This is a genomic window from Paenibacillus sp. JZ16 (genome assembly GCF_015326965.1).
Taxonomy (GTDB): Bacteria; Bacillota; Bacilli; order Paenibacillales; family Paenibacillaceae; genus Paenibacillus_AQ.
Genome location: NZ_CP017659.1, coordinates 4773294 through 4798650, shown reverse-complemented (window position 1 = coordinate 4798650; position 25357 = coordinate 4773294). Strand labels below are relative to the sequence as shown.

24 protein-coding genes are annotated in these 25357 nt (G+C 44.6%); 4 read left to right on the top strand and 20 right to left on the bottom strand.

The annotated features are described in order from the left end of the window. Positions 1-37 precede the first annotated feature (37 nt). The 15 genes from BJP58_RS21660 to BJP58_RS21595 form a co-directional block, all read right to left on the bottom strand. Positions 38-1375 carry a UDP-glucose dehydrogenase family protein gene (locus tag BJP58_RS21660; protein ID WP_194540506.1) on the bottom strand — a complete coding sequence of 446 codons (1338 nt, stop codon included), beginning with the start codon at positions 1373-1375 and terminating at the stop codon, positions 38-40. A 34-nt stretch (positions 1376-1409) separates the two neighbouring features. Next, on the bottom strand, positions 1410-2786 hold the full coding sequence (locus tag BJP58_RS21655; RefSeq protein WP_194540505.1) for a sugar phosphate nucleotidyltransferase: 1377 nt from the start codon (positions 2784-2786) through the stop codon (positions 1410-1412). Between the two features lie 3 nt (positions 2787-2789). Then, positions 2790-3929, bottom strand: coding sequence for a glycosyltransferase (locus BJP58_RS21650; RefSeq protein WP_194540504.1), 1140 nt, complete (start codon positions 3927-3929; stop codon positions 2790-2792). Then, positions 3929-5128 carry a glycosyltransferase family 4 protein gene (locus BJP58_RS21645; protein ID WP_194540503.1) on the bottom strand — a complete coding sequence of 400 codons (1200 nt, stop codon included), beginning with the start codon at positions 5126-5128 and terminating at the stop codon, positions 3929-3931. The genes BJP58_RS21650 and BJP58_RS21645 overlap by 1 nt, the downstream gene beginning before the upstream one ends. A gap of 157 nt (positions 5129-5285) precedes the next feature. Then, on the bottom strand, positions 5286-6332 hold the full coding sequence (locus BJP58_RS21640; RefSeq protein ID WP_233354719.1) for a glycosyltransferase family 4 protein: 1047 nt from the start codon (positions 6330-6332) through the stop codon (positions 5286-5288). 45 nt (positions 6333-6377) lie between these two features. Beyond that, positions 6378-7649 carry an oligosaccharide flippase family protein gene (locus tag BJP58_RS21635; protein WP_194540502.1) on the bottom strand — a complete coding sequence of 424 codons (1272 nt, stop codon included), beginning with the start codon at positions 7647-7649 and terminating at the stop codon, positions 6378-6380. 28 nt (positions 7650-7677) lie between these two features. Then, positions 7678-8898, bottom strand: coding sequence for a glycosyltransferase family 4 protein (locus BJP58_RS21630; RefSeq protein WP_194540501.1), 1221 nt, complete (start codon positions 8896-8898; stop codon positions 7678-7680). Beyond that, on the bottom strand, positions 8874-9656 hold the full coding sequence (locus BJP58_RS21625; protein WP_194540500.1) for an SGNH/GDSL hydrolase family protein: 783 nt from the start codon (positions 9654-9656) through the stop codon (positions 8874-8876). The genes BJP58_RS21630 and BJP58_RS21625 overlap by 25 nt, the downstream gene beginning before the upstream one ends. A gap of 1 nt (position 9657) precedes the next feature. Beyond that, positions 9658-11082 (bottom strand): O-antigen ligase family protein, encoded by a 1425-nt coding sequence (locus BJP58_RS21620; protein ID WP_194540499.1) that lies wholly within the window; start codon positions 11080-11082, stop codon positions 9658-9660. A gap of 49 nt (positions 11083-11131) precedes the next feature. Further along, a complete protein-coding gene (locus BJP58_RS21615; protein ID WP_113059074.1) occupies positions 11132-11830 on the bottom strand; it encodes a sugar transferase in 699 nt (232 codons plus the stop codon). 22 nt (positions 11831-11852) lie between these two features. Next, on the bottom strand, positions 11853-12743 hold the full coding sequence (gene galU, locus BJP58_RS21610) for a UTP--glucose-1-phosphate uridylyltransferase GalU (RefSeq protein WP_194545024.1): 891 nt from the start codon (positions 12741-12743) through the stop codon (positions 11853-11855). A gap of 307 nt (positions 12744-13050) precedes the next feature. Then, positions 13051-13683: a CpsD/CapB family tyrosine-protein kinase gene (locus BJP58_RS21605; protein WP_194540498.1), complete on the bottom strand. Its 633-nt coding sequence runs from the start codon at positions 13681-13683 to the stop codon at positions 13051-13053. Next, on the bottom strand, positions 13664-14167 hold the full coding sequence (locus BJP58_RS21600; RefSeq protein WP_233354718.1) for a YveK family protein: 504 nt from the start codon (positions 14165-14167) through the stop codon (positions 13664-13666). The genes BJP58_RS21605 and BJP58_RS21600 overlap by 20 nt, the downstream gene beginning before the upstream one ends. 38 nt (positions 14168-14205) lie before the next feature. Continuing rightward, complete coding sequence (locus BJP58_RS33710; protein WP_233354717.1) at positions 14206-14415, bottom strand: Wzz/FepE/Etk N-terminal domain-containing protein; 210 nt, start codon at positions 14413-14415, stop codon at positions 14206-14208. A gap of 273 nt (positions 14416-14688) precedes the next feature. Beyond that, on the bottom strand, positions 14689-16656 hold the full coding sequence (locus tag BJP58_RS21595; protein ID WP_194540497.1) for a glycosyl hydrolase family 28-related protein: 1968 nt from the start codon (positions 16654-16656) through the stop codon (positions 14689-14691). A gap of 237 nt (positions 16657-16893) precedes the next feature. Here BJP58_RS21595 and BJP58_RS21590 point away from each other — a divergent pair, with 237 nt between their 5' ends. From BJP58_RS21590 to BJP58_RS21575, 4 genes are all read left to right on the top strand, one after another. After that, positions 16894-17307 carry a VanZ family protein gene (locus BJP58_RS21590; protein ID WP_194540496.1) on the top strand — a complete coding sequence of 138 codons (414 nt, stop codon included), beginning with the start codon at positions 16894-16896 and terminating at the stop codon, positions 17305-17307. A gap of 152 nt (positions 17308-17459) precedes the next feature. After that, positions 17460-19409 carry an asparagine synthase-related protein gene (locus BJP58_RS21585; protein ID WP_194545023.1) on the top strand — a complete coding sequence of 650 codons (1950 nt, stop codon included), beginning with the start codon at positions 17460-17462 and terminating at the stop codon, positions 19407-19409. A 16-nt stretch (positions 19410-19425) separates the two neighbouring features. Continuing rightward, entirely contained in the window at positions 19426-19551 is a 126-nt protein-coding gene (locus tag BJP58_RS21580) for a paeninodin family lasso peptide (RefSeq protein WP_106426994.1), read from the top strand. A 103-nt stretch (positions 19552-19654) separates the two neighbouring features. After that, positions 19655-20578 carry a phosphoenolpyruvate carboxykinase (ATP) gene (locus BJP58_RS21575; RefSeq protein WP_194540495.1) on the top strand — a complete coding sequence of 308 codons (924 nt, stop codon included), beginning with the start codon at positions 19655-19657 and terminating at the stop codon, positions 20576-20578. 230 nt (positions 20579-20808) lie between these two features. Here the strand turns inward: BJP58_RS21575 and BJP58_RS21570 are convergent, their stop codons facing one another. From BJP58_RS21570 to BJP58_RS21550, 5 genes are read right to left on the bottom strand one after another with little or no spacing between them, the layout of a single operon-like run. Next, the gene (locus BJP58_RS21570) at positions 20809-22362 is read right to left on the bottom strand and encodes an AAA family ATPase (RefSeq protein WP_194540494.1); all 1554 of its coding nucleotides are present in this window, start codon (positions 22360-22362) and stop codon (positions 20809-20811) included. Next, positions 22363-22905, bottom strand: a complete 543-nt coding sequence (locus BJP58_RS21565) for a hypothetical protein (protein WP_194540493.1) — start codon at positions 22903-22905, stop codon at positions 22363-22365. Further along, the gene (locus BJP58_RS21560; protein ID WP_194540492.1) at positions 22902-23096 is read right to left on the bottom strand and encodes a hypothetical protein; all 195 of its coding nucleotides are present in this window, start codon (positions 23094-23096) and stop codon (positions 22902-22904) included. The genes BJP58_RS21565 and BJP58_RS21560 overlap by 4 nt, the downstream gene beginning before the upstream one ends. Before the next feature lie 17 nt (positions 23097-23113). Further along, positions 23114-24820, bottom strand: a complete 1707-nt coding sequence (locus BJP58_RS21555) for a hypothetical protein (RefSeq protein WP_194540491.1) — start codon at positions 24818-24820, stop codon at positions 23114-23116. Between the two features lie 7 nt (positions 24821-24827). After that, a complete protein-coding gene (locus tag BJP58_RS21550) occupies positions 24828-25160 on the bottom strand; it encodes a hypothetical protein (protein WP_233354716.1) in 333 nt (110 codons plus the stop codon). Positions 25161-25357: the final 197 nt, after the last annotated feature.

Genomic DNA, 25357 nt, shown 5'->3' with positions numbered 1-25357 from the left:
TGATGGTGAATACATGGTATTTCATACAATCATTGACCTACAAAGCAAGGGATGGTGCCTTTTCCTTAATTCCTCCCCGCATATTGGGCCTGCCAACCGAATAATAAACAAGCTGGGTATTGGCCAACTGCTCCTCTGTATATATATTCCTTCCATCAATCAGGTAAGGTGATTTCAACCATGTGGCAATGTCGGTTAACGAGATACGCTCAAATTCCTTCCATTCGGTCAGAATACAAAGTGCGTCTGCCTGCCAAGCCGCTTCCTTCGCTTCCTGACAATAAACGATCTGTTTGAAATCTGAGTGATTCCTGAAATTGTCGGATGCAATAGGATCATAAGCTTTAATTCTAGCTCCCCGTTCCTGCAAGGCAGCAATAATTTCGAATGCGGGAGAGTCGCGAACATCATCCGTCTCCGGTTTGAACGCTAACCCCCAAATGCCGATTGTCGCACCTGATAAATCACCCAGTAAGGTCTCGAGCTTTCGGACCACATTAAATCGTTGATCACGATTAACTTCAACAACGGACTTCAGGAGCTTGAAATCATAATCCATCTGTCCCGCTATTTGAATAAGTGCTTGTGTATCCTTAGGGAAGCAGGAGCCACCGTAACCAATGCCCGCTCTCAAAAATGAAGAGCCGATGCGTCTGTCATAGCCCATACCAGAGGCTACCTTCGTCACATCAGCTCCAACTTTTTCACATATATTCGCAATTTCATTTATAAAAGATATTTTGGTTGCCAGAAAAGCATTCGAGGCGTATTTAATCATCTCGGCACTTCGAATATCGGTTACGATGATATCCGAGGTTAACGTTTTATGAAGCTCAACCAGTTGTCTTCCCGCTCTTTCGCTGTCGGTGCCAATGATGATCCGATCGGGATTCAACGTATCGTAGACCGCTGTTCCTTCACGTAAAAATTCAGGAACAGATGCGATATCAAACGATTCATTCGTGTATTCCGAAATGATCTCCCGAACCTTCTCGTTGGTGCCAACTGGAACCGTGCTTTTCGTTACGATAATTTTGTAACCATTCATGGCTCGACCGATCTCTTTGGCTGCCTGTTCGATGTAACTCAGATTAGCATGACCATTGGGAAGAGAAGGCGTTCCTACTGCGATAATTACAATATCCGAGCTCTTGACCGATTCATTTAGGTCTGTTGTAAAGTTTAATCTGCCTGCTGCTTGGTTCGTAACGATTAATTGTTGAAGCTCTGGTTCATATATGGGTACCTCTCCACGATTAAGCTGCATGATCTTCTGTTCGATTTTATCGACGCATATAACTTCATGCCCAAGCTCAGCGAAGCATACGCCTGAGACCAATCCGACATACCCGGTTCCAACTACTGTTAATTTCATCTCTTATCACTCCAATGCGTAGTGAAAATCCATGTTACACAGAAACAATATGAATGATTTCCTCCCACCTAGTGGCCAGTCTTACAATATCGTCTTCAATGAGCTCACTACCTGACTGAACCTCAATTATCTCAAGCTCTGTTAGGGCTTTTATGCTATGCTTCGCTTCGATCGGAATGACAATGACATCGCCAGCTTTAATATGGCGGACATCATCATTTAGTATCATTTCTCCTTCTCCGGATATTACCGTCCACACTTCTCTGCGCAGCATATGGTACTGATAGCTTAAATTTTGCCCTTCATGAATACAGATACGCTTCGTTAATACCTCGCATCCATTCGGATATTTAGTATAGTCCAGTACCCGATAGCGTCCCCATCTGCGCTCTTCATGCATGGGTCGCTGATCTCCAAATTTGACCACCTCTTTAAGCCGTATACTGGCATTCTTCTCAGAAACAAGAATCCCGTCCGGACTAGCAGCAACAATCAAATTCCGAGCACCTATGACGGTTATTGGAATATCCAGCTCATTAATAACATGTGTATTGGAAGAATCCCCGCTCAATGTGCCCCGCCCCACTAAGGGGTCTTTGATTTCCTCTGTCAGCACATTCCATGTGCCCAAGTCCTTCCACAAGCCGCTATATGGCATAACCACAATATTATTTGCTTTCTCCACTACAGCGTAATCGAAGCTCGTCTTGTGTATTCGGTGATACTGTAGAAGTAATTCATCATATTGAATGGGAAGAGACTGTTCAATAAGATGATTGATGAGATAACCGAGCCGAAAAGCAAACACGCCGCAATTCCAGAGGGCGGATTGCTCCAACAGCTGAAGAGCGTGTTGTTCTTCAGGCTTCTCAACGAAATGGCTAACCTTGTAGAATTCCATCCCATTGCTTAACTTCGATACAGACTGCGGTATGATATAACCAAATTTCGAGGAGGGATGATCTGGCGAAACCCCCATTAATCCAAGATCGGCTTCCGTTTCAAGCATTAATGCTTCCAGTTCCTTTACTTTCTCAAAGAAGTGATCCTCTACAAAAGGATCAACCGGAAGCACAATGACAACGTCATTCAGACTGACACCCTTCACGGAGTACAAATAACCGGCAGTTAAGGCAATTGCCGGGAAAGTATCTCTTCGTTCAGGTTCAACAACGATTTCCACCTCGTGTCCAAGCTGATTTTGAAGCAGTTCAACTTGCGATCTTCCGGTTGCTACAACGGCGGTCTGAGTTAAGTTCATCTTGCCAAGCTGATTCCATACCCTCTGTACCATCGATTCACGTTGGCCAGCTGCGTTATTCAGTATTTTAAGAAACTGCTTGGAGCGTGTCTCATTAGACAACGGCCATAATCGGTTTCCGCTGCCTCCTGACAGTAGAACAATATGCATCTGCTAATAACTCCCCTCCGGTTCTGGAATAGTCGAATTGATCTCTCTTGATTTCAGCGAAGATTCAATGAGGGACTGCATCCGTTCGATAAATATGTGTTCGCTGAATTGTTCTGCATGCTGCCTTATATACTGTGGGTCCCAATCATATTGATCGAACCGGTTAATCGTATTCACTAAAGAGCTTATCGACTGCTCCTCAAAATATAACCCTGTCTGTTCAGCTATAATGGTGTCCAGCGCTCCGCCCCCGTAGTACGCGATAATCGGTCTGCCGCATGCATTGACTTCAAGAGGAGTTAGGCCAAAATCCTCGATACCGGGAAATATCAGCGCCTTGCAATTCTGCATGTAACGGACAACATCTTCGTCACTTCTTCTTCCAAGAAAAGTGACAGTATCCCCTGCAAGCTGCTCCAGCCTTTGCCGATCGGGTCCATCTCCAATTACGATCAGACGCTTACCGGACTGTGAGCATGCCTCAATTGCCAAATCTATTTTTTTGTAGGAAACCAATCGCGAGACAACAAGAAAATAATCCTCCGGCTCCCCTTCCGTGACGCTAAACCGGCTAACTTCTACGGGAGGAAATATGATTGGAGCATTTACTCCGTAACAATGTTTAATTCGCTCCTTCACGATCGTGGAAATAGCGATCAAACGATCCACGCGTTTAGAGTTATTCTTATCCCATCTCTTTAGAGGATAGATTAGCCATTTCGCAATCCTCTTCACGAAACGGGGGACTTGAATACTTTCCATGTACGTCTCAAAATCCCAGACAAAGCGCATGGGCGTATAGCAATAACAGACATGCAGGCTCTGCTTGCCCTTCCGAACCCCTTTCGCATAAGCACTGCTGGAGCTAAGAATAAGATCGTAGTTCTTCACGTTTATAGACCTGATTGAGAATGGGTACAGCCAGAAATAAAGCTTAAATTTATTTAGTATCCCCGGTATTCGCTGCATCCAAGTCGTATGGATAACCGCATCCTGTAATTCAGGGAGTAGTTTATTGCGATCGACTATGGTTGTGTAGATTGGTGCCTCGGGAAACATCTTGTGCAATACAGCCACCACACGTTCGGCTCCCCCCATTTGATTGAGGTAATCATGCACAATGGCTATTTTCAAATCCCGCATTATACCAGCTCCCTTGCATGCTGTTGTTGTTCCACCTGTTTCATTCCCGGCTTAGACAACAGTTGTTGATAGATCAGCTCAATTTTTTGAGATGTCTGCTTAATCGAGAAGTGATCTCGCACACGCTCTTGCCCGTTATCGCTAAGTGTCAACCACATTCGTTTATCCTTTAGCACCTGCCGGATACATTGTGTAAGCTCTTCGATGCTTCCAGTCTCATACAGAAGTCCACTTTCACCGCTCTGGATAATTTCAGGCACGCCGCCTCCACGGGTGCCAACAACCGGCATACCTTGCGACATAGCTTCAATAATAACTCTCCCAAACGGCTCATTCTCTGAGCATAATAAAAGGAGATCTGCTGCACAGCAGATCTCCAGTACATCATGTCTAAATCCAGTAAACCTAACCTTATCTTCGAGCTTTAACGTTCTAGCTCTGGCCTTTAAACGTTCAAGATAGCGTTCATTCTCCTGCCTGAATTTAGCCTCGCCAACGATCCATAGAACCGCATCCGGTTCTTCAACCGCAAACCTTGAAAATGCCTCAATCGCATCTTCCTGCCTCTTCCATGGCGCAATCTGACCAATTATGGTCAGCACTTTCGCATCCAGCGGTGTTTGGAACTCCGACCTTAACCGTGCTCTTATCACGTCTTTTTCCGCCGCATCAAAATGAACCAGTTCTACTCCGTTATGCACAAGATGGCATCTTTCTTGCAAAGAGGGATGATCCATACTATGAATAACGGATTCAGAAATACCGATAAGAGCCTGCGTCGTATGGACGGCTAATTTTTGAATAAGCCTTCCAATGAGTCCCTTAGGCGGCATATCTCGCAAATGCCATACGACAGGAAGCCTATGATACCATCTGAATAATGCTGCCATCATACCAGCACGGATCGAATTGGCATGAATAAGATCTACCTGGCTTCGCTTCATAAGAAGGGCAAGCCTCCAACCTGCCCATAGCATACCGAATACATATATAACAAGAAGGAGAGGATTCTTAGTTAACCTCGCACGAAAGCTTGGTATAACAACAGCTTCAAGCCCTTGGCTGCGGGCTCTCTGAAGAAGCTCCCCCTCTGGTGCAAACAATATCGGATGCGCTTTGGTTAAATGCCTGGCGGTCAACAGCAAGCTAATCTCGCCCCCGCTCACGGTACTCGTATGATTATAGAAGGCAATCCTCATGTTCTAAGTACCTTCCTTTTCTCAATCTCTTCCGTAAATAACCCGGTTACAGCTTCCGCCACCCTGCTCCATGTATACCGATTCAGCACATGTTGTCTGCATGTTTCCCGGGTTGGCAAAAATAAATTGTTATTTAGAACATCAATAATTTTTTCACTCATGGCCTCAGATGTCCCGTCTTTGAACAGTAAGTCATTCGACAATTGCTGCAGAATCTCTTTCGTCCCCCATATGGAGTTCCTAGCACGGGCGTCCCGCACGCAAGAGACTCAACAGTTATAAGCCCAAATCCCTCTAAGGTAAGTGTCGGAACAACACTGATATCCGCAGCTTGATAGTACCGAACAAGCTCTTCGTTAGAAATTCTACCAAGCAATTTAACATGCGAAGCGAGTCCAAGCTGACCGATTAACGCTTCGTATTCCGCACGCATGGGTCCGTCTCCACCGATGAACAGGCGAGATTCAGGATGTATCTTAATCACGTCTACCATGGCGTGAATCAGCCTATCGATTCCCATCCTACGGACTAATCTTCTTATACAGAAGAGCATGGGCTGACCAGTTGAAATAGCCAGCTCTGTTCTCAATTGCTCCCGATTGGGATGAGGACGGAAGCGTTCATGATCTACAGCCGCTGGAATTATATGAACGTCCCGCTCTTTCACATCATAGTTCTCCACGAGCATATCTTTAAAATATTGACTCAGAACAATGAAGCTGTCGGAACGCCGATAGCTAATTTGTTCTACTTGTTTCTTCAGCCAACACTTCACCTCTGTCACGGCTCCGCTCTGCTTCTTCTCCTCAATTTTTGATTCTAACGCCCAAGGTCCTTGAAAATGAGTAACAATTGGGACATGCGGCGGTATTTTCTTCCTTGTAACCATAGCTGAATAGAGTGCAAAATGCGGATTATATACATCGGGCTGAAAGCTGCCAACTGCTTGAAAGGAACGCTTCTGAACAGATCTCATTCGAGACAGGAGATCGTGATGGGTTGCTCCTTCCGTTGTATTGATTATATTAAGATCTGTTTCTATACTAGCCCCCTGAGGACCTACGACCAGTCCAAGCTCGGTATGGCCATACTCCTTCATAGCTTTCATATAATCCGCAAAATAACGGTTTAATCCGCCATGCTGAATATCGATCCAACCCATTCCAGTTGTAAGTATATTCATCATAATCTCTCTTTTCTTCAATAAGATTTAACGGTAAAGCTAGTTCAATTGGCACAGTATGACTCCTTAGCTGCTCAATTGAATACGAATACGCTGAAGCAGCCATACAATATCCATCTTCGTCAAGATAAAGTCCCGTGGTTTAATATGATGCTTCAGCGTATAGAGCAGGAAGATCAGAATAAATTCCACGACGGATGTAATCAACAGCGAGATTGCCGCACCTTCAATTCCCAGTATCGGGATAAGAATATTCAGCAGCACAATATTAATCCCAAGGGTTGATACTCTAATGATGGTAACTACCCCCGGCTTGCCAGTAGACATAAAGCCTTGTGAAAGAATCCACGAAAGACTTGCAATCCCCGTTTGGAAGATTAAAATCCGGAATATCGGAACAGCATCCGTAAATGACTGTCCATACAAGAGAATTAACAGATACGGCGCAATAAGAAATACCGAGGCACCTACAAGAAGAGTCACCAGCATACTAACGCGATAAACTTTGAACGTGAGTCGAATGGCTTCCGCATGTTGAAGTCCGGACGCCTTGGGAAACAACACCGAGGTAATCGCAGTCTGAATCGTATTTAAAATTTTTGACAGGCTCAGCGAAACAACATAAAGGCCAAGGCTGGCCGGTGATAGTAACCCTACTACCAAAATCTGATCAATATAACCGGAGAAGGTCCCTGCCACATCGGTTCCATAGGAACGGACCCCGTAACTGAGCAGCTTTTTAGCGGATTCCAGCTTGTTCCTCTGCTTCATTTTATAATGCAAGACCAGCTTGATTGTTATCCATATGGTTATTGGAATAGCGGGAAAAAGATATACAATCGATGTATAAAATGACGTAACATTCCCGGTTGCAACAAGGACACAGAGCAGAATCAGTATACCCAGGACCGGAATATATCGCATGAAATTATACAAGAAGTATTCTTCCCTAGACTGTAAGGCAGCTATATTAATGGTGCCTAGTATCGCAAGCGGCGAAACTGCCAGTGCCCACACCGCAAATTCAATGACTTCCGGTGAGTATCCCTTCATCCAGAACGGAATGAGGGCAGCACCGATCGCTATGGCCACGCATCCAAGAATCAACGACATAATCAACGCGGTGATATAGAGCGAGCCCTGGTTCCCATCTTTTTTTTTCATATAATAGACCAGCGCCGACGGCATACCTAAAGTTAAACAGTACGCCAAGAATTGCGGCCACATAATCATGGCTGCCTGTTCTCCACGGCCCTCAGGGCCTAAAGTCCTTGCGATAATAATACCTGTTAATACGTTGACACCGAGGATTAACACATTGGATGCAAATGTTTGCATGACATTGCCAAGACTGCCCCAGCTTCTTTTATTTTTGAGTATATGTATTTTCAACATACCGTTCTTTCCCTTCGAGCCTGTCGATCGGCAGGATGCCTGACTGAGCGTTCATCGTCTCTCTGAATATTTCCATGTATTTGATCGCCATGGCCTCCCAGTCGTTTTGGAGCGCATGTTCCCTCGCTCTTCGTGCCATCCTTCTTAATTGTTCCGGATTGGAGGATAGTTCTCTGATTGCATTGGTCAGAGCCTTGGTATCATCCGGATTGTCCAAGATTATGGCTGCATCGTCAGACAGAAGCTCAACCACACCGCAGCGGTTGCTCATGATCACAGGCAGGCCTGATGCCATCGCTTCTAAAATGACAAGCGAGAACGACTCATATCTAGAAGGAAAAACAAACAAGTCGGCAAGCGCCATAAAATCTGCGATATTCTTCCGATACCCAAGGAAATGAACACGGTCCGAAATTCCTAATTGTTCGGCAACTTTCGGATATGGGCTCTTTTCTGCATTTCCTAGAACCAGCAGGTGAACATGCTCCACTTCGGATAACGCACGGAGCACTGTATCCAGATTTTTTATGCCTGAGTTCAAATCTCCTGCAAACAAGGCGTAGACTGTGTGTTCATCCAGTTTATAACCGGCTCTATTGATCTGACGTGGATAGAATTCGCTCGTGTCAACACCATTATGAACAACTGAAATGCGCCGACCGCCGCATTTTGCATCCCGGACGAGTTCCTGCTTCACCTGCTCAGATACGGAAATAATGTGCCGGGTTTTCTTCAGTGCGATTCGCTCCAGAACGGCATTGATCCCGTTGTAGACAAAGTGATAAAACGTCCTTAACGTTTTCTTTTCCCGAAACGGATGATACTTCGACTTCACCCACGCGCTATGAACTAAGTGCACACAATTGATATCAGACCGGGCATAAGTTATGAATCCATTGACCACAACTAGCTGAATGCGGGTCCGACGAAGCCAGATTGAGCATGCGGAAACGATAGCAAACAACTGATTTCGTAATAAGGCGATCGGGATTTTGCTAACATTGATCCTAATCCACTCCACTTGGGAATGATTTCGGAGGTCCTCCGACAGCTCTGAGGATATCACGATCACTTCGTGCCCTTGCTTTAAGGCCTCCACAATAACTTCATAATTGACTCTGCCTTGTCCGTCTCCCTTCTTCACCTTGTGCGTAACAAGACAGATTCTCATCGTTGTACCTCTTTCATCCATGGTTGTGCAGCAAGGGAATCCTCACGAATGGCGCTGAGCAGCGCTTTAGCAATTTTACTGTGTCCCAGTTCATTCGGATGAAACCGGTCTTCCAAGTAATCACTCCATTTATTCAAGGTTTGGGATGTGTCGCACAGAAATATCCGGTTTGAATCTTTGCTGTTCTCGCAAATATCGTGCAATATACCTCTATACCTCTTCATTGATTCTACAGATCCCGGAAAGTACTTCTCCTCGATATCACTGGGAGTAAGCAGCACCACCTTGGTCTTCGGACTGTTATTCAGAATGTTCAGAATAAGTTCCGTCGTATGCTGTTTAAAATCCTCGAGACTCATCCATGGTCTGCCGCCAAACACTTTAATCAGGGTCACCTTCACTCTCCATCGAAGCGCCGATTCCAGCCTTTCCATAAGTCTTCGCGCTTTTCGAGTCGAATAATAAGGTCTTGGGTCCATCCAACCGGGCCTTCGCCACCGTCTGGGCAGCCATTTCAAATACTGCTTCTGTTCCCGTACAATGGATTCCGTAATTCCGTGGGCAAAAACGATGAAATCCGGCTGCAGCTCCATAATACGCTGTTCATACTTCGCCCTTGATTCGTTTACCTGCATGGCGCTGGAGCCGAAATTCATGATTTCAACAGGCTGGGAAAGCAGTGACTTGAGCTGAGCCTGCAACAAGTTGGCATAATTGGTATTGGAGCGAATGACACCTAATCCTTCCGTAATGGAGTCGCCTAAAAAAACGATTAACATGCTACAGTTCCCTCCGATTGGTAGACGCATATGGAAATGCGAGTGAGATAATCAGCAGTAGAATATATCCGCTTAATCCGCTCAATACATTACTTCCTAATAACAGAAATAGAATCGCACTAATAGCTGCAAAGGAAATCGGAGCATAACTCTTCTCTGTTTTGCTGATCTTGAAGAGAATTACGAACAAATATCCTAATAAAAAAATAACGGCCAGTCCCAGGGGTAACCCAAATGAATAAAACAAATTTAAATACCCATTATCAAATACAGCCACTGTATTCGAACTCTGGGTTAGCTTGACCCCCAGTCCCGAACTGCCCAGTCCTCTTCCAATGGGATTGGATATCACATCCGAGATAATATATTTAGCAAAGTCCAACCGCTCATTAAAAGAGTGATCTTCCTCCAATGACTCGAACGTGCTAATACGCGAGGATACCTGATTGGCCCCCGGCAAGAGCGGAAGAATAAAGGTATACGCCAGCACCATAATGACACCTAAGGCTACCAACTGCACTTTGCTCTTTAATCGGGAACGGGCAAAATAGGCAACGATCATTATTACACACGTAATCCATCCAACCCGAACCAGAGTGAGCAGAAGCGCAAACGCGACGATCATAATTCCGACTATGCCAAACGCTCTCCACTTTTTTTGTACAATCATAATGGCTAGTGCAAAACCAAGAAACATACCTGCTGGTCCCGGTGAATTCAGCAGAGAGAACACCCGGAATTTCTGAGGTTCCGGTATTCCGACTGAGTTCATATCCGCGGTTGTCATCCAGAAATGATCCCAAGGAGGCAAAACCAAGTATTGGTATATGCCGTAGACTCCTACAAGGACCGCAAGATAAGCAAAGCTTCTCAGCCATTTGTCCCAAATTCCCTTATCGAACTGACTGGCACTCACGTATAGCAGCACTAAGAATGGAACAAATAAGCTCAGCAAGTCATATACAGAAGACAGTCCATATTTCATGAAACCGAGGATAAACCCATATATCAATGCCACGCTAATGATTTTTATGATCAGTCTTATTCTCGAATCGATCCGATTAAAGTGTTTGATCGTTGTTATCAGTAATATCAATGAAACAGAATACGGAGTCAGCATGATAATCGATGTATCGCTGTACGACTGAAACGACCAGTCGAGCAAGCGTCTTACCTCAGGGCTGATCGTCCATATCAAAAGTGAGTATGGAATAAGAACATGTGGGCTCTTAAACTGGATATACAGCCCGATCAGCATACATAAGACCAGGAATACCAATTCCAGCAGTTTAATATGCAGAGAGTCAACGGAACTGAGCAATCCAATCAAAGTACCGCTCGCTATAATGACCCCGACCTGTATCGACCCACGAATCGTTCGTGCGGCGTTCCTTCTCCAAGAGCTTAATCCAGAGATCCTCTCCATATTTTCCAATCACCCTATCTCCCTCAAAAATTCCAATAGTACGCCTCAGTTAATAGGCTGAATTCGGAAGGATCATGATCTTGACGGTTTGAAGTATCAATTTCAGATCCATCCACAAGCCTCTTCGTTCGATATACTCCAGATCCAGCTCCAACATCTCATCAAAACTTAAATTGTTACGACCGCTCACCTGCCACAATCCGGTGCAGCCAGGGCTTACTCTCAATCGTAACCTGTCGTAATTGCTGTATAATTGTACTTCTCTTGGCAGTGCCGGTCTTGGACCGACCAGAGACATCTCGCCGCAGAGAACATTCCATAGCTGAGGCAGCTCATCAATGCTCGTCTTTCGAATCCATTTCCCAATCTTCGTAATACGAGGATCATTCTTCATTTTGAACATAGCACCGCTGACTTCATTTTGATCCAATAGCTCCTCGAGCAGTTCTTCCGCATTCGATACCATGGAGCGAAATTTGTACATTCGGAATGGCTTCTCATCCTTACCGATGCGTGTCTGGTAGAAAAAAACAGACCCTTTCGGGTCCTCCAGTTTTATAAGAATGGATACAATCACAAAGAGTGGCGACAACAGAACAAGTCCGATGAAAGCCAATACGCAATCCATGACACGTTTTATTGCCAGATACAAAACTCTGGGTTCCGCCTCTAATGCCAAATCGTTTGCATATCGTTTATTTACTTCGAACACAACGTCTACTTCATTACGTTGCGGATTGGGAGACATGGATGATACACCTCTTCAGCTATTAATTTTTATTTGAATTTGAATACTCTCTTTCAAGAATCGTCTCCATACCTTGTAGAAGGGGTTTTCGGAGCTCCTCATTTTGAAGTGCAAAATCAAGAGTGGTCATAATAAATCCAAGCTTTTCGCCTACATCATATCGGGTGCCTTCGAAATCGTAAGCGTATACGCCCTGACTTTCATTCAGCTTCTGGATCGCGTCCGTTAACTGAATTTCTCCACCAGCCCCCTCCTCTTGATGTTCCAGGTAATCAAAAATTTCAGGAGTTAATATGTAGCGGCCCATGATGGCTAGTCTCGACGGTTCTTGACCGGCAGGAGGCTTCTCTACAAAATAATCCACTTCATACAAGCGATTCATCTTACCCAGTGGAGCCACAATTCCATAGCGATGTGTTTGATCATCGGGCACGTTTTGAACACCGATAACCGACTTCTGCAATCGTTCAAACTGCTGGGCCAATTGCCGAGTACAAGGTGTATCGGATTGAACAATATCATCCCCTAATAGGACGGCAAATGGTTCATTTCCTATAAAGTTACGTGCACACCAAACGGCATGACCTAGACCCCGGGCTTCTTTTTGGCGTATGTAATGGATTTCAACATTCGAAGCGCGCCGAACTTCGTTAAGCAATTCATACTTTCCCTTGCTGAGCAAATTATGCTCCAGTTCAAACGCATGATCGAAATGGTCTTCAATTGAACGCTTGCCTTTACCCGTCACGATGATAATATCCTCAATTCCCGATGCCACGGCCTCTTCCACAATGTATTGAATGGTGGGTTTATCCACAATCGGAAGCATTTCCTTTGGCATTGCTTTCGTTGCAGGCAGAAAACGTGTCCCAAGCCCCGCTGCAGGAATAATGGCTTTCTTTACTCTCCTCATCACCCATTCACTCTCCAACTCATATTTTTATGTAGACAACGGGTAGGCTCATTGTCCGTTTAGCAGAAACGCTCAGCTATATACTCTTCTCTGTAGAAAAGAACATAGCTAAGCCTTTCATGAAAAAAGGGCATTAAACCCGTCCTCACATTACACCCTCGACAATCATGTCTAAGGTCGAAACGACCCACAGCGTAACCGAGTGTCTGCAGTGATAGAGGTGCAGTAGACATTACCTTTTCTTACTCATTCCTCTTCTATTATCATTCCTGCCTGAAAGCCGTATCTTTGTGGACGCTCTCTTCGTTTAATTCAGCACAATCCCCAATATCCGGGCATTCACATGGTCCAACTGCTCCTTCGCCTTTCTAAGATGATCCTTCTTTACCTTTCCGGTTGCAGCTACCATAATGACTCCATCGCATAATGCGCTGACAATTACGGAGTCCGATACGGAAAGCACCGATGGCGTATCGACAAGAATGACATCATATTGCAATTTTGAAACCTCGAGCAGTTCCCGCATAGATGGTGAATCGATCAATTCTGATGGATTTACGGGGACCGGTCCGGATGGCAGCAATGATAATCGTTCAACAGCCGTTTCCTGAATCGCTTCCTCAAGACTTATGCCTCCCGCAAGCAAAGTGCTTAAGCCTTGGGAGTTTAACAACGAGAACATCCGGTGCAAGGAGGGCTTTCGCAGGTCTGCATCGATCAGTAGTACACTCTTACCTTCCTGCGCATAAGCTACCGCCAAATTGCCTATCGCGGTACTTTTGCCTTCTCCAGGCTGTGACGATGTCACCATAACGGTCTTCAATTCCTGTTCTTTATAAAAGAATTGGATCTTGGTTCGAAGCAGTCGATAAATCTCTGAAATTGGCGATTTCGGATTGGCGGAAACGATCAGATTATGGTTATTGATGGAGCGACGCATACTGACTCTCACCTGCCTTTTGTTTTGGAATAGCTTTCGATCGTGTGGACCTCTTCAGCTCTTTTCTGCTGATCCTTCCTACGACAGCAAGCACGGGTACTTCCATGATTTCTGCAATCTCCACTTCGGTCTTGAGGGTATCGTCCAAATAATCGAGCAGGAATATAAAGCCGATCGCCAGAAGGAGTGAGATAACAAAACTAATCAACATGTTCATCACCGGATTTATATTGATAGGCGCAGGAGATAGGGTTGGATCCGCTTCGCTCAGAATGGTTATATTGTCCACATTCATAATGTTTGGAATTTGCTCTTTAAATACCGTGGAGACAGCATTTACGACACTAGCGGCCTTGGTGTAAGAGATATCCTCGTAAACCAGATTCATAACTTGTGAATTGTTCGCCGAGGTAACAGATATTTTGGCAGCAATTTGTGAGGGACTTTCACCCAGCTCGGGGTACTGTTCAACCACTTTGTTCATCACGGCCGAGGACCTAATAATTTCCTTGTACGAATTGATCAGAAAAATACTAGTTTGAATTGTGCTTGCATTGAGTGTCGCCGCTCTGTCCCCGAGAATTGGTTTACAATTAACTTAGCGTTCGCTGCGTAGATAGGTGTCGTAAAATAGAAGCTCTTTACAGCGGTTGCTACCATCGCAATGACGACAATAACAGCAATCAACCACCATTTTCTCTGAACAATTCGGAAATATTGTTTAAGTTCCATTCGGCTGTAAACCTCCGCTTATTTTATGGATTAAAAAACATGCCTTGAATGTCCAAGCTCTTCGATACATTCTGTATATTTTACATTCCATAATTTACGATACAATTTGTATCATGTCAAGGTTAATTTTCATGAATTTACATAAAAATGACACAATATGTATCCTAAATACCACCTCCTTTTCGTTCTAACCGCAAAAAAATCAGCCTTGTTGATGTACGAGATCAACAAAGCTGATTTATCGAAGAGAATCATCGATTCACAAAACAGTTTTCATTTTTGCGTAATTTGCAAGCTGCCGTTGACAATAGATAATTGATATCTGGCTCTTGTCACGGAGTCCGTCAATATAATCCCGTTTCCCGGACCCTCAATTTCTAAGGAATCTGTCATATAACTATGTGGATGCGGAGAGTACGACCCGATATGATCCCACGTCACCATTACCCCAGCAATATAGGTTTCACCCACTTTGGGGATGAACGATATGCTGAATTCATGCAATAAACCAGTTTGACTTGCAAGCTCTCTCCCCCGAAGATGCTTCCAACCTTCTTCACGCCAAGTTATGGCATCGTTAAAAATATACTCCGCATTCTGGGCAGCAATTCGGCCCATTGATTTATATAACGTTCCGCTTTCATACTCCGTTTGCAAAATGAAATATTGCATGGCCAAGTTTCTGTTAGCATCTCCCTGATACGGCAATGTCCGGCTATTGAACTTGATCGCCATCATCGGTGATCGCACTCCATCTGGCGTGATTTTTAAAATGACAGGATGCGGACCGATGACCTGCCTCATCTCGTTACTAATCGGGACCGGCACTTGGTCGGCCGTGACAAGACTAATTACGCCTCCATTTAATACCGTCCAATTCGATAGCACTTCCGGATTTCTAAGCAGGTTTGGCGCTGATACCGGCATAAGGGTGCGATGCTCTCTTTCCTTCATTCGTGTTTGTAAGTCGGCACTCTTGTATAAAGGAGTTACCTTTCTACGAATCACCACATTCTCTAGTCCCAATCCAGTCAAATCGGATTCCTTATCACCGGTCAGAATATCAATATATGCCGTTCCAATGGCGCCTTGAGCATTCGATTTTTTTAATATTCCGAGTTCATCGTTAAATGTCGTCGGAGCTGTAACGGTTCCAAACCAAGCTGCATATTTCTGTTTTTCACCAGCAGGTATCAATTCATCTGGCATCGAGTACTCCCACTTTGAAGGATTCCCTGTATAACTTGTTACAGACCAAGTAAAGCCGAAGCCGAATAGTCTTAAATTCGATGTTAAAGATTTACTCAATAGTTTGATTGCCGCTTCTCCGCATTGCTCAAACTGAGCATTCATATAGATGCCGCTTAATCCTAGAACTACAGGAGCTGCCTTATAGTCATCAAGTCCACTGTCAATGCACTGATAAATAGCGTACGGTGAAAATCCAAGATGTGTTCTATGAAGGTTGGCATTGAACCCCCCGCGATGTCCGGCCGCTAATATCGTACCAAACATGATGCCGCAGAATGCTCCTGTTATACTGCCACCTTGATAAAAATAATCCCCTGTGTTGATACGGCAATATACGCCAATTAATCCGTTCCAGGTACATTCGTATGAAGATACATGTCCATTGTTACTGTTAAGAAGCTGCCCAACCTTCACTCCAGATGTAGCAATATTTCTAAATATCGGTGTCGCTGATCCTGCAACTTCAAACGCAGCTGAACCTACAGCAAACATATCGTACAGACTTTGCTCAAATAACTCCTTATTTATCCAGTTGATCAGTTCTCTTGAGTTATATCTTGAAACACCATATATTCCGAAATCCTCAAATACTGCTTTCACTCCAGAATTTCGGATTCTTATGCATGGAAGTAAATCGGTTGTTGTGTCGAGGGGGTCCCAGATAATTCTCGTGCCCATTTGTCCACCATCTACATAGGGACCTGCCCCATAAATTCCTCTGCTATTATTCTCTATCGTTTGTCTGATCCGATAATCACCAGGAGGCACAAATAGCTTGTAACGCTTATCACACTTTGCCATCGCGGCCTGAAAAGCCGCAGTATCATCTGCTCTTCCATCACCTACAGCTCCAAACCACTTAACGTTAATGCCACGGCTCATTAATTCCTCATCTAACAAATCGAAATTGAAGCTTACATCGTTCGGATCCATCGTATCCGAGGATGACCATGCATTCATCTTCATGTATTTCGTTTGTCTCTTGGCCATGCTCATCTCCTCCTTGCTACATAGTAGTGACTACATTACAAATGTGCTTGATGAAAATACCCACCTACGATTAGAGCCAAGCCCAAATATTGAAACAATTCAAACTTCAATCTTGAAAACAACTCATGGATTACTATAATATAGGAACTGGTTGGATACATTTTGTATCAAATAAAAACGCATTGTAATCAGTTATATAAATAGAAGCATCTTCACCACCAAAAGGAGCTATTTTTCATGCGAATCATTCTTACCTTTCTATGGGCAATAGCTCTATTCGTCTTTACTTGTTCAGTTAATTTCCATCTACTGATTAGATATCAAGTCGTGGATTTCCAGTTTAACCCCTCTCCCGACTGGTCCGAGCTTACAAAACTGGATCTTAAGTGGTACAGCAGCGATTGGATTCTGCGAAAAATCGGTCATTTTATCGGATTCTTCATTCTTGCCCTACTCGCATCCGATTTTGGCAGAAGAAGAACCGCCTTTTTCTGGTCTGTCGCCTATGCGGCGCTAACTGAAATTCTCCAGCTTTTCTTCTTCCGAGGCGGTCGAATCTACGATGTGATCAATGATTCACTCGGCATTCTCCTTGCTTACCTACTCTGTATGATCCTATTCCGCAAAAGTTCAAGGCGCACAAGAAGGTGAAGCCATTTAACTTTGAGCTAATGTATTCACCATAAAGTATAAAAAAAGTATTGATACAAAATGTATACTTGTATTATAATGATTACGATACGAAATGTATCATGCATACATGCTTACTATTTCGTAATGAGTTGCAACGAAAGGAAGATCGAATGGGCGCACTTGCGGGTATTTATCGTTTTCATGGAGAGCCGATTCCAACGGATAACAGTGAGCTCATAATGTCAGCATTAAGCAAGTATCCTGCCGATCAAAGCGCCGTTTGGCAACAGGACTATATTATGATGGGGTGTCATGCCCAATGGATTACAGAGCAAGCCGTCCACGAAATACTTCCTTATTACGATCCGCAGCGCGGACTTGCCATCACGGCCGACGCCATCCTAGACAATCGGGATGAGCTTATGGAACAACTGCATGTGCCGAAAGTCCAAAGGTCGCACATGACAGACAGTGAAATCCTGCTGCAGGCTTATGAGAAATGGTCCGAACGGATGCCGGAACGATTGGTCGGAGATTTTGCTTTTGCCATATGGGATGCACGCAAACAGCTGCTGTTCGGGGCAAGGGATTTCTCAGGCGCAAGAACGCTATATTATCATCTCGATGAGCAGCAGTTCTCCTTCTGTACAATGATGACTCCCTTGCTCACTTTACCTTATATACATAAAGAGCTTAACGAGCGTTGGCTAGCCGAGTTTCTGGCGATCCGCGGTGTGTTCGAACCCCCGGATGCTTCAACCACTGTGTACAATCATATTTATCAGATCCCGCCTTCCCACTCCTTCATCGTTAAACAGAACCGGTTATGGATCAGCCGATATGACAGCCTGGCTAATGTGCAGCCTTTGCAGCTCCGTTCATCCGAGGAGTATGAAGAAGCCTTTCGTGAGGTGTTTCATAAAGCCGTAACCTCAAGGCTTCGTCGTTCAAGTCTGCAAATCGGCGCTCATCTTAGTGGTGGTTTGGATTCGGGCTCCGTTGCAAGCTTTGCTGCCAGAGCGCTTCAGCAGGAAAACCGGATGCTTCATACTTTCAGTTACATACCGGAAGACGAATTCAAAGATTGGACGCCAAAACACAGATTCGCTGACGAGAGGCCGCTCATCAGGCAGACCGTACAGTTTGTGGGCAACATCCATGATCATTACTTGGATTTCAAAGGTCACAGTCCCTTTACGGAAATCGACGACTGGATCGACATCCTGGAATCTCCTTACAAGTTCTTTGATAACTCTTTTTGGTTAAGAGGAATTTATGCGCAAGCGCAGCAGCGCGGGATCGGAATTCTGTTGAATGGTGCACGGGGGAATTACAGCATATCTTGGGGACCCGCGATTGAGTATTACACGCGACTTATGAAAAAGTTCAACTGGCTTCATCTATCCCGCGAGATCAATCAGTATAGCAGGAACGTTGGAGTTGGACGTAAGCGGTTATACTCCATCCTTTGTCGTAAAGCATTGCCTTCCCTTACAAGGATAAGGCCATCCGGATCATCAGCTGATTTGCCGCAGCTCATTCATTCCGACTTTGCTGAACGCGCAGGGATCTACGACAAGCTGCAGGATCGCGCGTTTACCGGAATTGGTTCAACAGACGATCTTCCAGATGATCCACTGGAAGCAAGAATTCAGCATTTTAACCGGGTTAACATGTGGAGCGCCACCGGGTCAAGCGGCTGCAAACTGTCCCTTCGTTATTCCGTATGGAGTCACGATCCGACCAATGATCTGCGCGTCATTCGTTTCTGCTTGTCAACGCCCATGGAGCAATTTGTTCATAACGGCATGGATCGGGCTTTAATTAGACGCTCTACTTCAGGCTTGCTCCCTGATTCCATCCGGCTTAACCAGAGAACAAGAGGCATCCAGGCAGCCGATTCTATCCATCGAATGCGAAGCGACTGGCCTGCATTTATCGATGAACTGGATCATCTGAGTCGTGATTCTAGAATGCAGCAGTTCATTAACATGCCTGTTCTCGAAGAAGCTCTATCGGAGGCCCGTCAGGGAATGGATCCAAATCAAGCCTATGGCCCGTCCATTAAACTCCTCATGCGCAGCCTCATTCTGTACCGATTTCTTCAAAAAAACTTTTGAAAGGAGGTGAATCTATATGAAAAAGGAATGGAGCGTACCTGCTTTGGAGGTTCTTGACATCAAAATGACCATGGCTGGTCCTGGTAGTGCAATTCCGGATGGAGTGCAACCGGATCCGGACGAAATGGTTCACACCAGCTAACATATAAAGTCATCATTTATCTGATAAAAAGAGCCCCTATACGCCTGATCGGGTATAAGGGCTATCTTTTTTTATTCGCATATTAATCATTGGAGTGAGGACCATGCTTCAAACGTTTAAGCCAACCACATATAAGGCCTTCGGGTTTTCCATTCATAGTGACATTCCCCTGCCTGAGTTACAGCCCGTCGTCCTCCCGGATGATTATGCCGATATTGTCGTCCGTTATGCTGATCTGACTGAAAGATGGCTTGAAGGATCTGATAAATCGAATAAAACATGGGTATGTACTGAAGATATGGTCATGTTCAGAGTGCCTGAACTCGCTATTTTTGCAATAGAGAACGGGTCGACCATCTCTGTCTCTCCAGAGAAGGGGGCAGCGGAGGATAAAATCCGGCTGTACGTGCTTGGATCTTGTATGGGTGCCCTTTTATTGCAGCGTAAAATACTCCCCCTGCACGGCAGCGCGGTAGTGATTGACCATAAAGCCTATGCCTTCATCGGCCATTCCGGACACGGGAAGTCGACGCTGGCCTCTGCCTTTCTGCAGAAAGGCTACCAATTATTAACGGATGACATTATCGCTGTGACGCTGGACCAACAAAATATTCCTTACGCAACGCCAGCTTATCCTCAACAAAAGCTTTGGCAGGAAAGCCTTGAAGTCTTCGGTATGGATTCCAGGCAATTTCGACCTTTGTTCGAGCGTGAAACCAAGTACGCCGTCCCCGTCACATCCCAATTCTCCAATAATCCCCTGCCGCTGGCTGGCATTTTTGAGCTCGTGAAGACCGATTGCAGTCAACTACATATACGTGAGATTGATAAATTAGAGAAGCTGCCGCTGCTGCATCGTCATACCTATCGAAACCAACTTCTATCCGGCAGCGGATTAACGAAGTGGCATTTTGACATCACGGCGCGTATGTCCGGGAGTATGGCTATGTACCAGATTCAGCGTCCATTAAACGAACATACCGTGCACGAGCTAACGGCCATGGTTGTAGATGCCATAAGTGAATAAACACATGAACTTCATGAGTCTTTTCTTGAATCATATCCCTCAGCCCTCAAACACCCTCGATACCATATGTCCCCTCTATTAAGAATCCCCAAACGACAGGTTTGGGGATTCTTCAATCCTAGACAAATAACAACCCGCTCAATGAGCGGGTTGTTATTTGTGGAGAATACGGCGATATTGCCGTCATTAAACGGGCCCGAGCGCTGATCGGATCAGTTTATATTCGTATACTATACCATTACTTTTCGTCCGCTTGACCGGTGAACGCCATGCCCATTCGGCTCTTCATTTAATTTACCGGCTGGGACTGCTCTTTCTTTACCCCAAGTACGTATCGCTTCAATTTGTTCAGGACTTGTTTGAGATAGCGGCACAACATTGGTAAAAAAGTTTATAAACGTTTCATCTGTAATGGAATCGTCCCCTTTTACAAAGGCTTGCTTCACTACATCTCGAACAGCAGCTTCCAAATCCGCACCGGCAAAGCCCTCCGACAGCCTTACTAACTGTTGCAACAATTCATTCGATACTGTTCTCTTCAATCCCTTTTCAATATAAATCTTTATAATTTCCTCTCGTTCACTCGCCGTTGGCAAATCCACGAAAAACAATTCATCAAAACGGCCTCTGCGCAGCAGTTCAGGGGGCAGCTTCGATACGTCATTGGCGGTTGCCACAACGAAGACTCTAGCGAGGCTCTCCTGTAACCAATACAGGAACTGGCCAACCAGACGGGTCGATGTGCCTCCATCGCCTCCACCTACTGCGCCCGCAAGACCCTTCTCAATTTCATCAATCCATAATACGCATGGCGCCACATGATCGGCTGTTGATAACGCTTCTTTCAAACGATTCTCACTCTGCCCTAAGTACTGTCCATGTATGGTGGATAAATCCAACCGATACAGCGGCAGGTTCCATAAGGATGCGATTGCCTTAGCGGATAAAGACTTCCCACACCCTGGAACACCAACCAACAAAATTCCTCTTGGCGGGCGAATGCCGCGCTCGCGCAAGTCAGCCGTCAATAACTGGCGGTTAGCTTCAAGCCATAATTTAAGACCTTCTAAACCGCCAATTTGATAGTCCTCTCTTACAATAACTCGCTCAATACCAGAAATATCGGCAAAAATCTTATCTTTGGCATGCATTAATTCCTTTAAATTCTCGTTCATAATACTGCCGTTAGCTAATAATGTTGCGATCACATTTTCAGCCTCGATTTGGCTTATGCCCGCAAGTATAGCGGCCGCTTGTCTCTCCTCGGCATCCTGCCACTCAATGAACATTTCACTTCGATAAGGATTGATTTGATCTCGAATAATGATCAGCATTTCATCCTCGTTGGGCTGAGACAGCGTTATCGACATGCCGAGACGCTGCAATGGCCCCCAGACAGGATTATTCGTAATCACAACAATCGACCCGCCTGTTTCCGTAGCAAGCATTACCGCATCTTGCAATTGTCTTGCCATTCGAGTATCGTCTTCAAGCTCTTGTACCTCTGTAAAAACAAACGTTTGATTTTGCAGTTGACCGATTTTTTGTGTCACATAATCTAGTCCACCGATAACCGAACGGTCCTCATTGAGAAGCCGATTGGTTGATATATCTCTCATTCCTTGGGATAACGTATGGTAGCCAATGTTTAAATTTAGCTTTGTTGATAATTGAGCTATAAAGCTAAGCGCACGAGAGCGTTCCGCGGTACGTATAGAAATAAAGGGAATTCTCGCTTTCAAATATTGCTCCATGGTCTTCAAACATGTTTGCAAGTCACTCATTTAAAATAGCACCCTTCTTCTAGACTTAAATGGATCAGAACCAGACTCCTTTGGATCAGACGGCTCACGAGCCGCAGCCGCTGGAGCTTGCGTCTGTTGCTGCGTCAAACTGTTATGTCTAATCGTATACGCAAGTTGACCTGTTCGATCATGCTTTGCACTTTCTAATAATGCTTCCTGAGAATCTCCGACATATTTACTTACAACTTGGATCAAAGTTTCCTTGACATCCTCAGGAAAAATAGAAAGGCGGCATAAACGATACAGCAAATCAAATCGATAACGGGCATTTATAATGGCGGAAATAATGGCTGCTTCCTCGCCGCGTGAATGATCTAATTCCTGCTGAAATAGGCGCGTCGCATATTTTAATTTAAATTCAATTACATCATAGGTACACTTCACAATTTTATCAGCTACACCTGAAGTCCATTCCAACCGGCCTTTTTCCAGAACAGAAATGATCTTCTCATCTTCCTGACCAAGTTCTTTTAGTTGCTGAAACAGCTGTGTCCATTCGGAATAATAGTTCGGAGGATTCATAATATTTTGGAACTCCGTCTACGAACTAGTACAGCCGGCGGATTCAAATCCCATGCAGGAAAACTTTCCGCTAATGATTCGTTAATGGTTTGCCTTTGCAGCTCTTCAATCTTCAGATCCAGCTTCGATTGCATTTGAGCAGCCGGCTCTGTCGAAGTATTCTGAATGATAGGTTTGCTTCTATTTAACATCCGGATTTCACTCCCTCTTAGTTAGACGAAATAACGGCTCTAGCAGAATCATAGGTCGAATATGTATATTGCTCTGGTGTAACTTGATCAAGAAGCTCATCAACTTTACTTGCCTTAGCATCTTCAGTCTCATACTCGCGACGATAATCAACAACGTCACTTAAAGTCGCCACTAAAATTTGCTTATGATTTGCGAAAAGTTCCTCATAATTCTGTTCAATTAGTTGTACATTCTTTTTGACAATCCTCAGACCATTCAAGAAAATAAACAAACAGATGGCAGAAACAATAAATAAAAATAGTGTGCTCATACCTAATACAAAGAACCCAATGCTTGCGGCTAAGGATACCCAATGTTTGGCGCCAAGTTTGTTTTTTTTCAAAGCGTTCTCTTTCTTCAATTGGATATGCTGTTGCAAACTGGAGATCAGCTCTTCCTCATTACTTCCGTCCCTCGAAGCGCCCGTCCAATCATCCAATTTAATCTCAATATCGATAGGGACAGCATTACGATTTTCAGCTGTTAGATCATCATGTGCATGGTTTATCCATTCCTTCGATAGGGCTATGGCGAGCTTTTGGGTAGCAACAGAAGCGTTGGATTCCGTAGGATACATGGAAAAGTTCGTTAGCAGCTGTGTAAAATCAAGTCTTTCCTCAACGACCTTCTCGTTTGCGAACAAGTTCTGGGCCGTATTCTTGTCTCCATCTTCTTTTATGATTAATTCATTTAATCGTTCTTCACGACGCAACGGCAGCTCTTCCTCGTCGAATTCACGAACCAAAATGTCGAGCAGTTGGTCTACTGCAAAAGCCAAGTTTTTAGAAGGGACGATCTCTTGAGTAAGTATAAAATTGAAATATTGAAAAATAATATCATGCAGCTGTGCACCCTCAAGCGCACGCTGGAGCTGTGGCCAAGTCGGACTGTATTTCCTCAAATGAGGAAATTTTGAAGCACTCAGCTTTTCTGTACGCGACAAAAGCGCTTTCTTCCATTGGTCTCGCTGTGCTTCGACAAAACCTGCTTTTTGTGATAGCTCGTCCAACCAGCTTTTTATTAATAAGCCGCATTTCGCTCTAGCTTCCGGACCAAAAATTCCGTTAGAAAAGCCATCAATCAAAATAACGATTTCTCTCTTAAGTTCATTCGGATCTTGCTGACCGAAATATCGTTCCAACCAAGACCGGCTTGATTGATAACGGCCTCCTCGGCGTGTAACCAATGCAAAAAACAAAGATGTCTTCTCATCATCTCTTCGCAAAGCTTCGACAACTGCCTTCTCGGCCAGCTCCTTATTATCACTAAGCCATGCGGATAATGCGATTAAACATGGCGCTAGCCAATACCGTGGAGCAGCCAGCAACTGTTCTTCCGATGCATTCTCGATTGTATCCTTACGGACCAAACTGGTGTCGACCGCTTGCAATATTCCAATCGCTCTTCGACGAACATCCTCATAGTGGCCGAATTTATTCTCAAGCTCTTGCCTAACCTTAACTAATCTCGTCTCTGCTAACTGCACATTTTTGATCAAGCCATCCTGGCGTACATATTCCCGAAACTCTTCTGCAAGCAGCGCAAGATCGCTCTGCGTATCCTCCAGTTGCTGTTCTACTGTAGCTACCTGTTGATATACTCCGTTAATATTGTCATTAATTGCGCTCAATGAATTTTCGATCCGACTCAAGTTAGCCGTTGAGATCGTTTGATGATTTGACATCGTTCATCTACTCCTTAATCATAGATACTTCTCCAGATAGGGATACTGCAGCAATCATATTCATATATACCTCGATGTAGGCATAGCTAGGATGCATAGCCAGTCTTCTAGCCTTTTCCATGCCGTTTGGAACGATTTCTCCTCGTTTATAATGATCGAGAATCTGTAATCTAGTATCTAGCGAATGGACTTCATAAGGATTCCCCAAGTAACACTTACTCACAATACCTAACGGAAGCTGATCCACCGCTAACTCGGGAAATTCACTGGCTATTTGATCTATAAGCTCTTGAACTTTCTCCTTTGTGGCAACCACACCGCTAGCATCAAGCTTGGCCATCGCTTCTATGAAAGCGCTTGAGCGTTTTGAGCGCAACCTTTTCTCTAATGCAACTCCTTCTAAGCGAACTGCAGCTTGCTGCCTGGGTGCGACATTCAGATTGGTTTCAACCCGAGTACTAAGTCCTAATATCGGTCTCCGCATAGTACCTCCAAGAACTATATTTTGGTTTATTTTAGTATATCATGGAACATCAT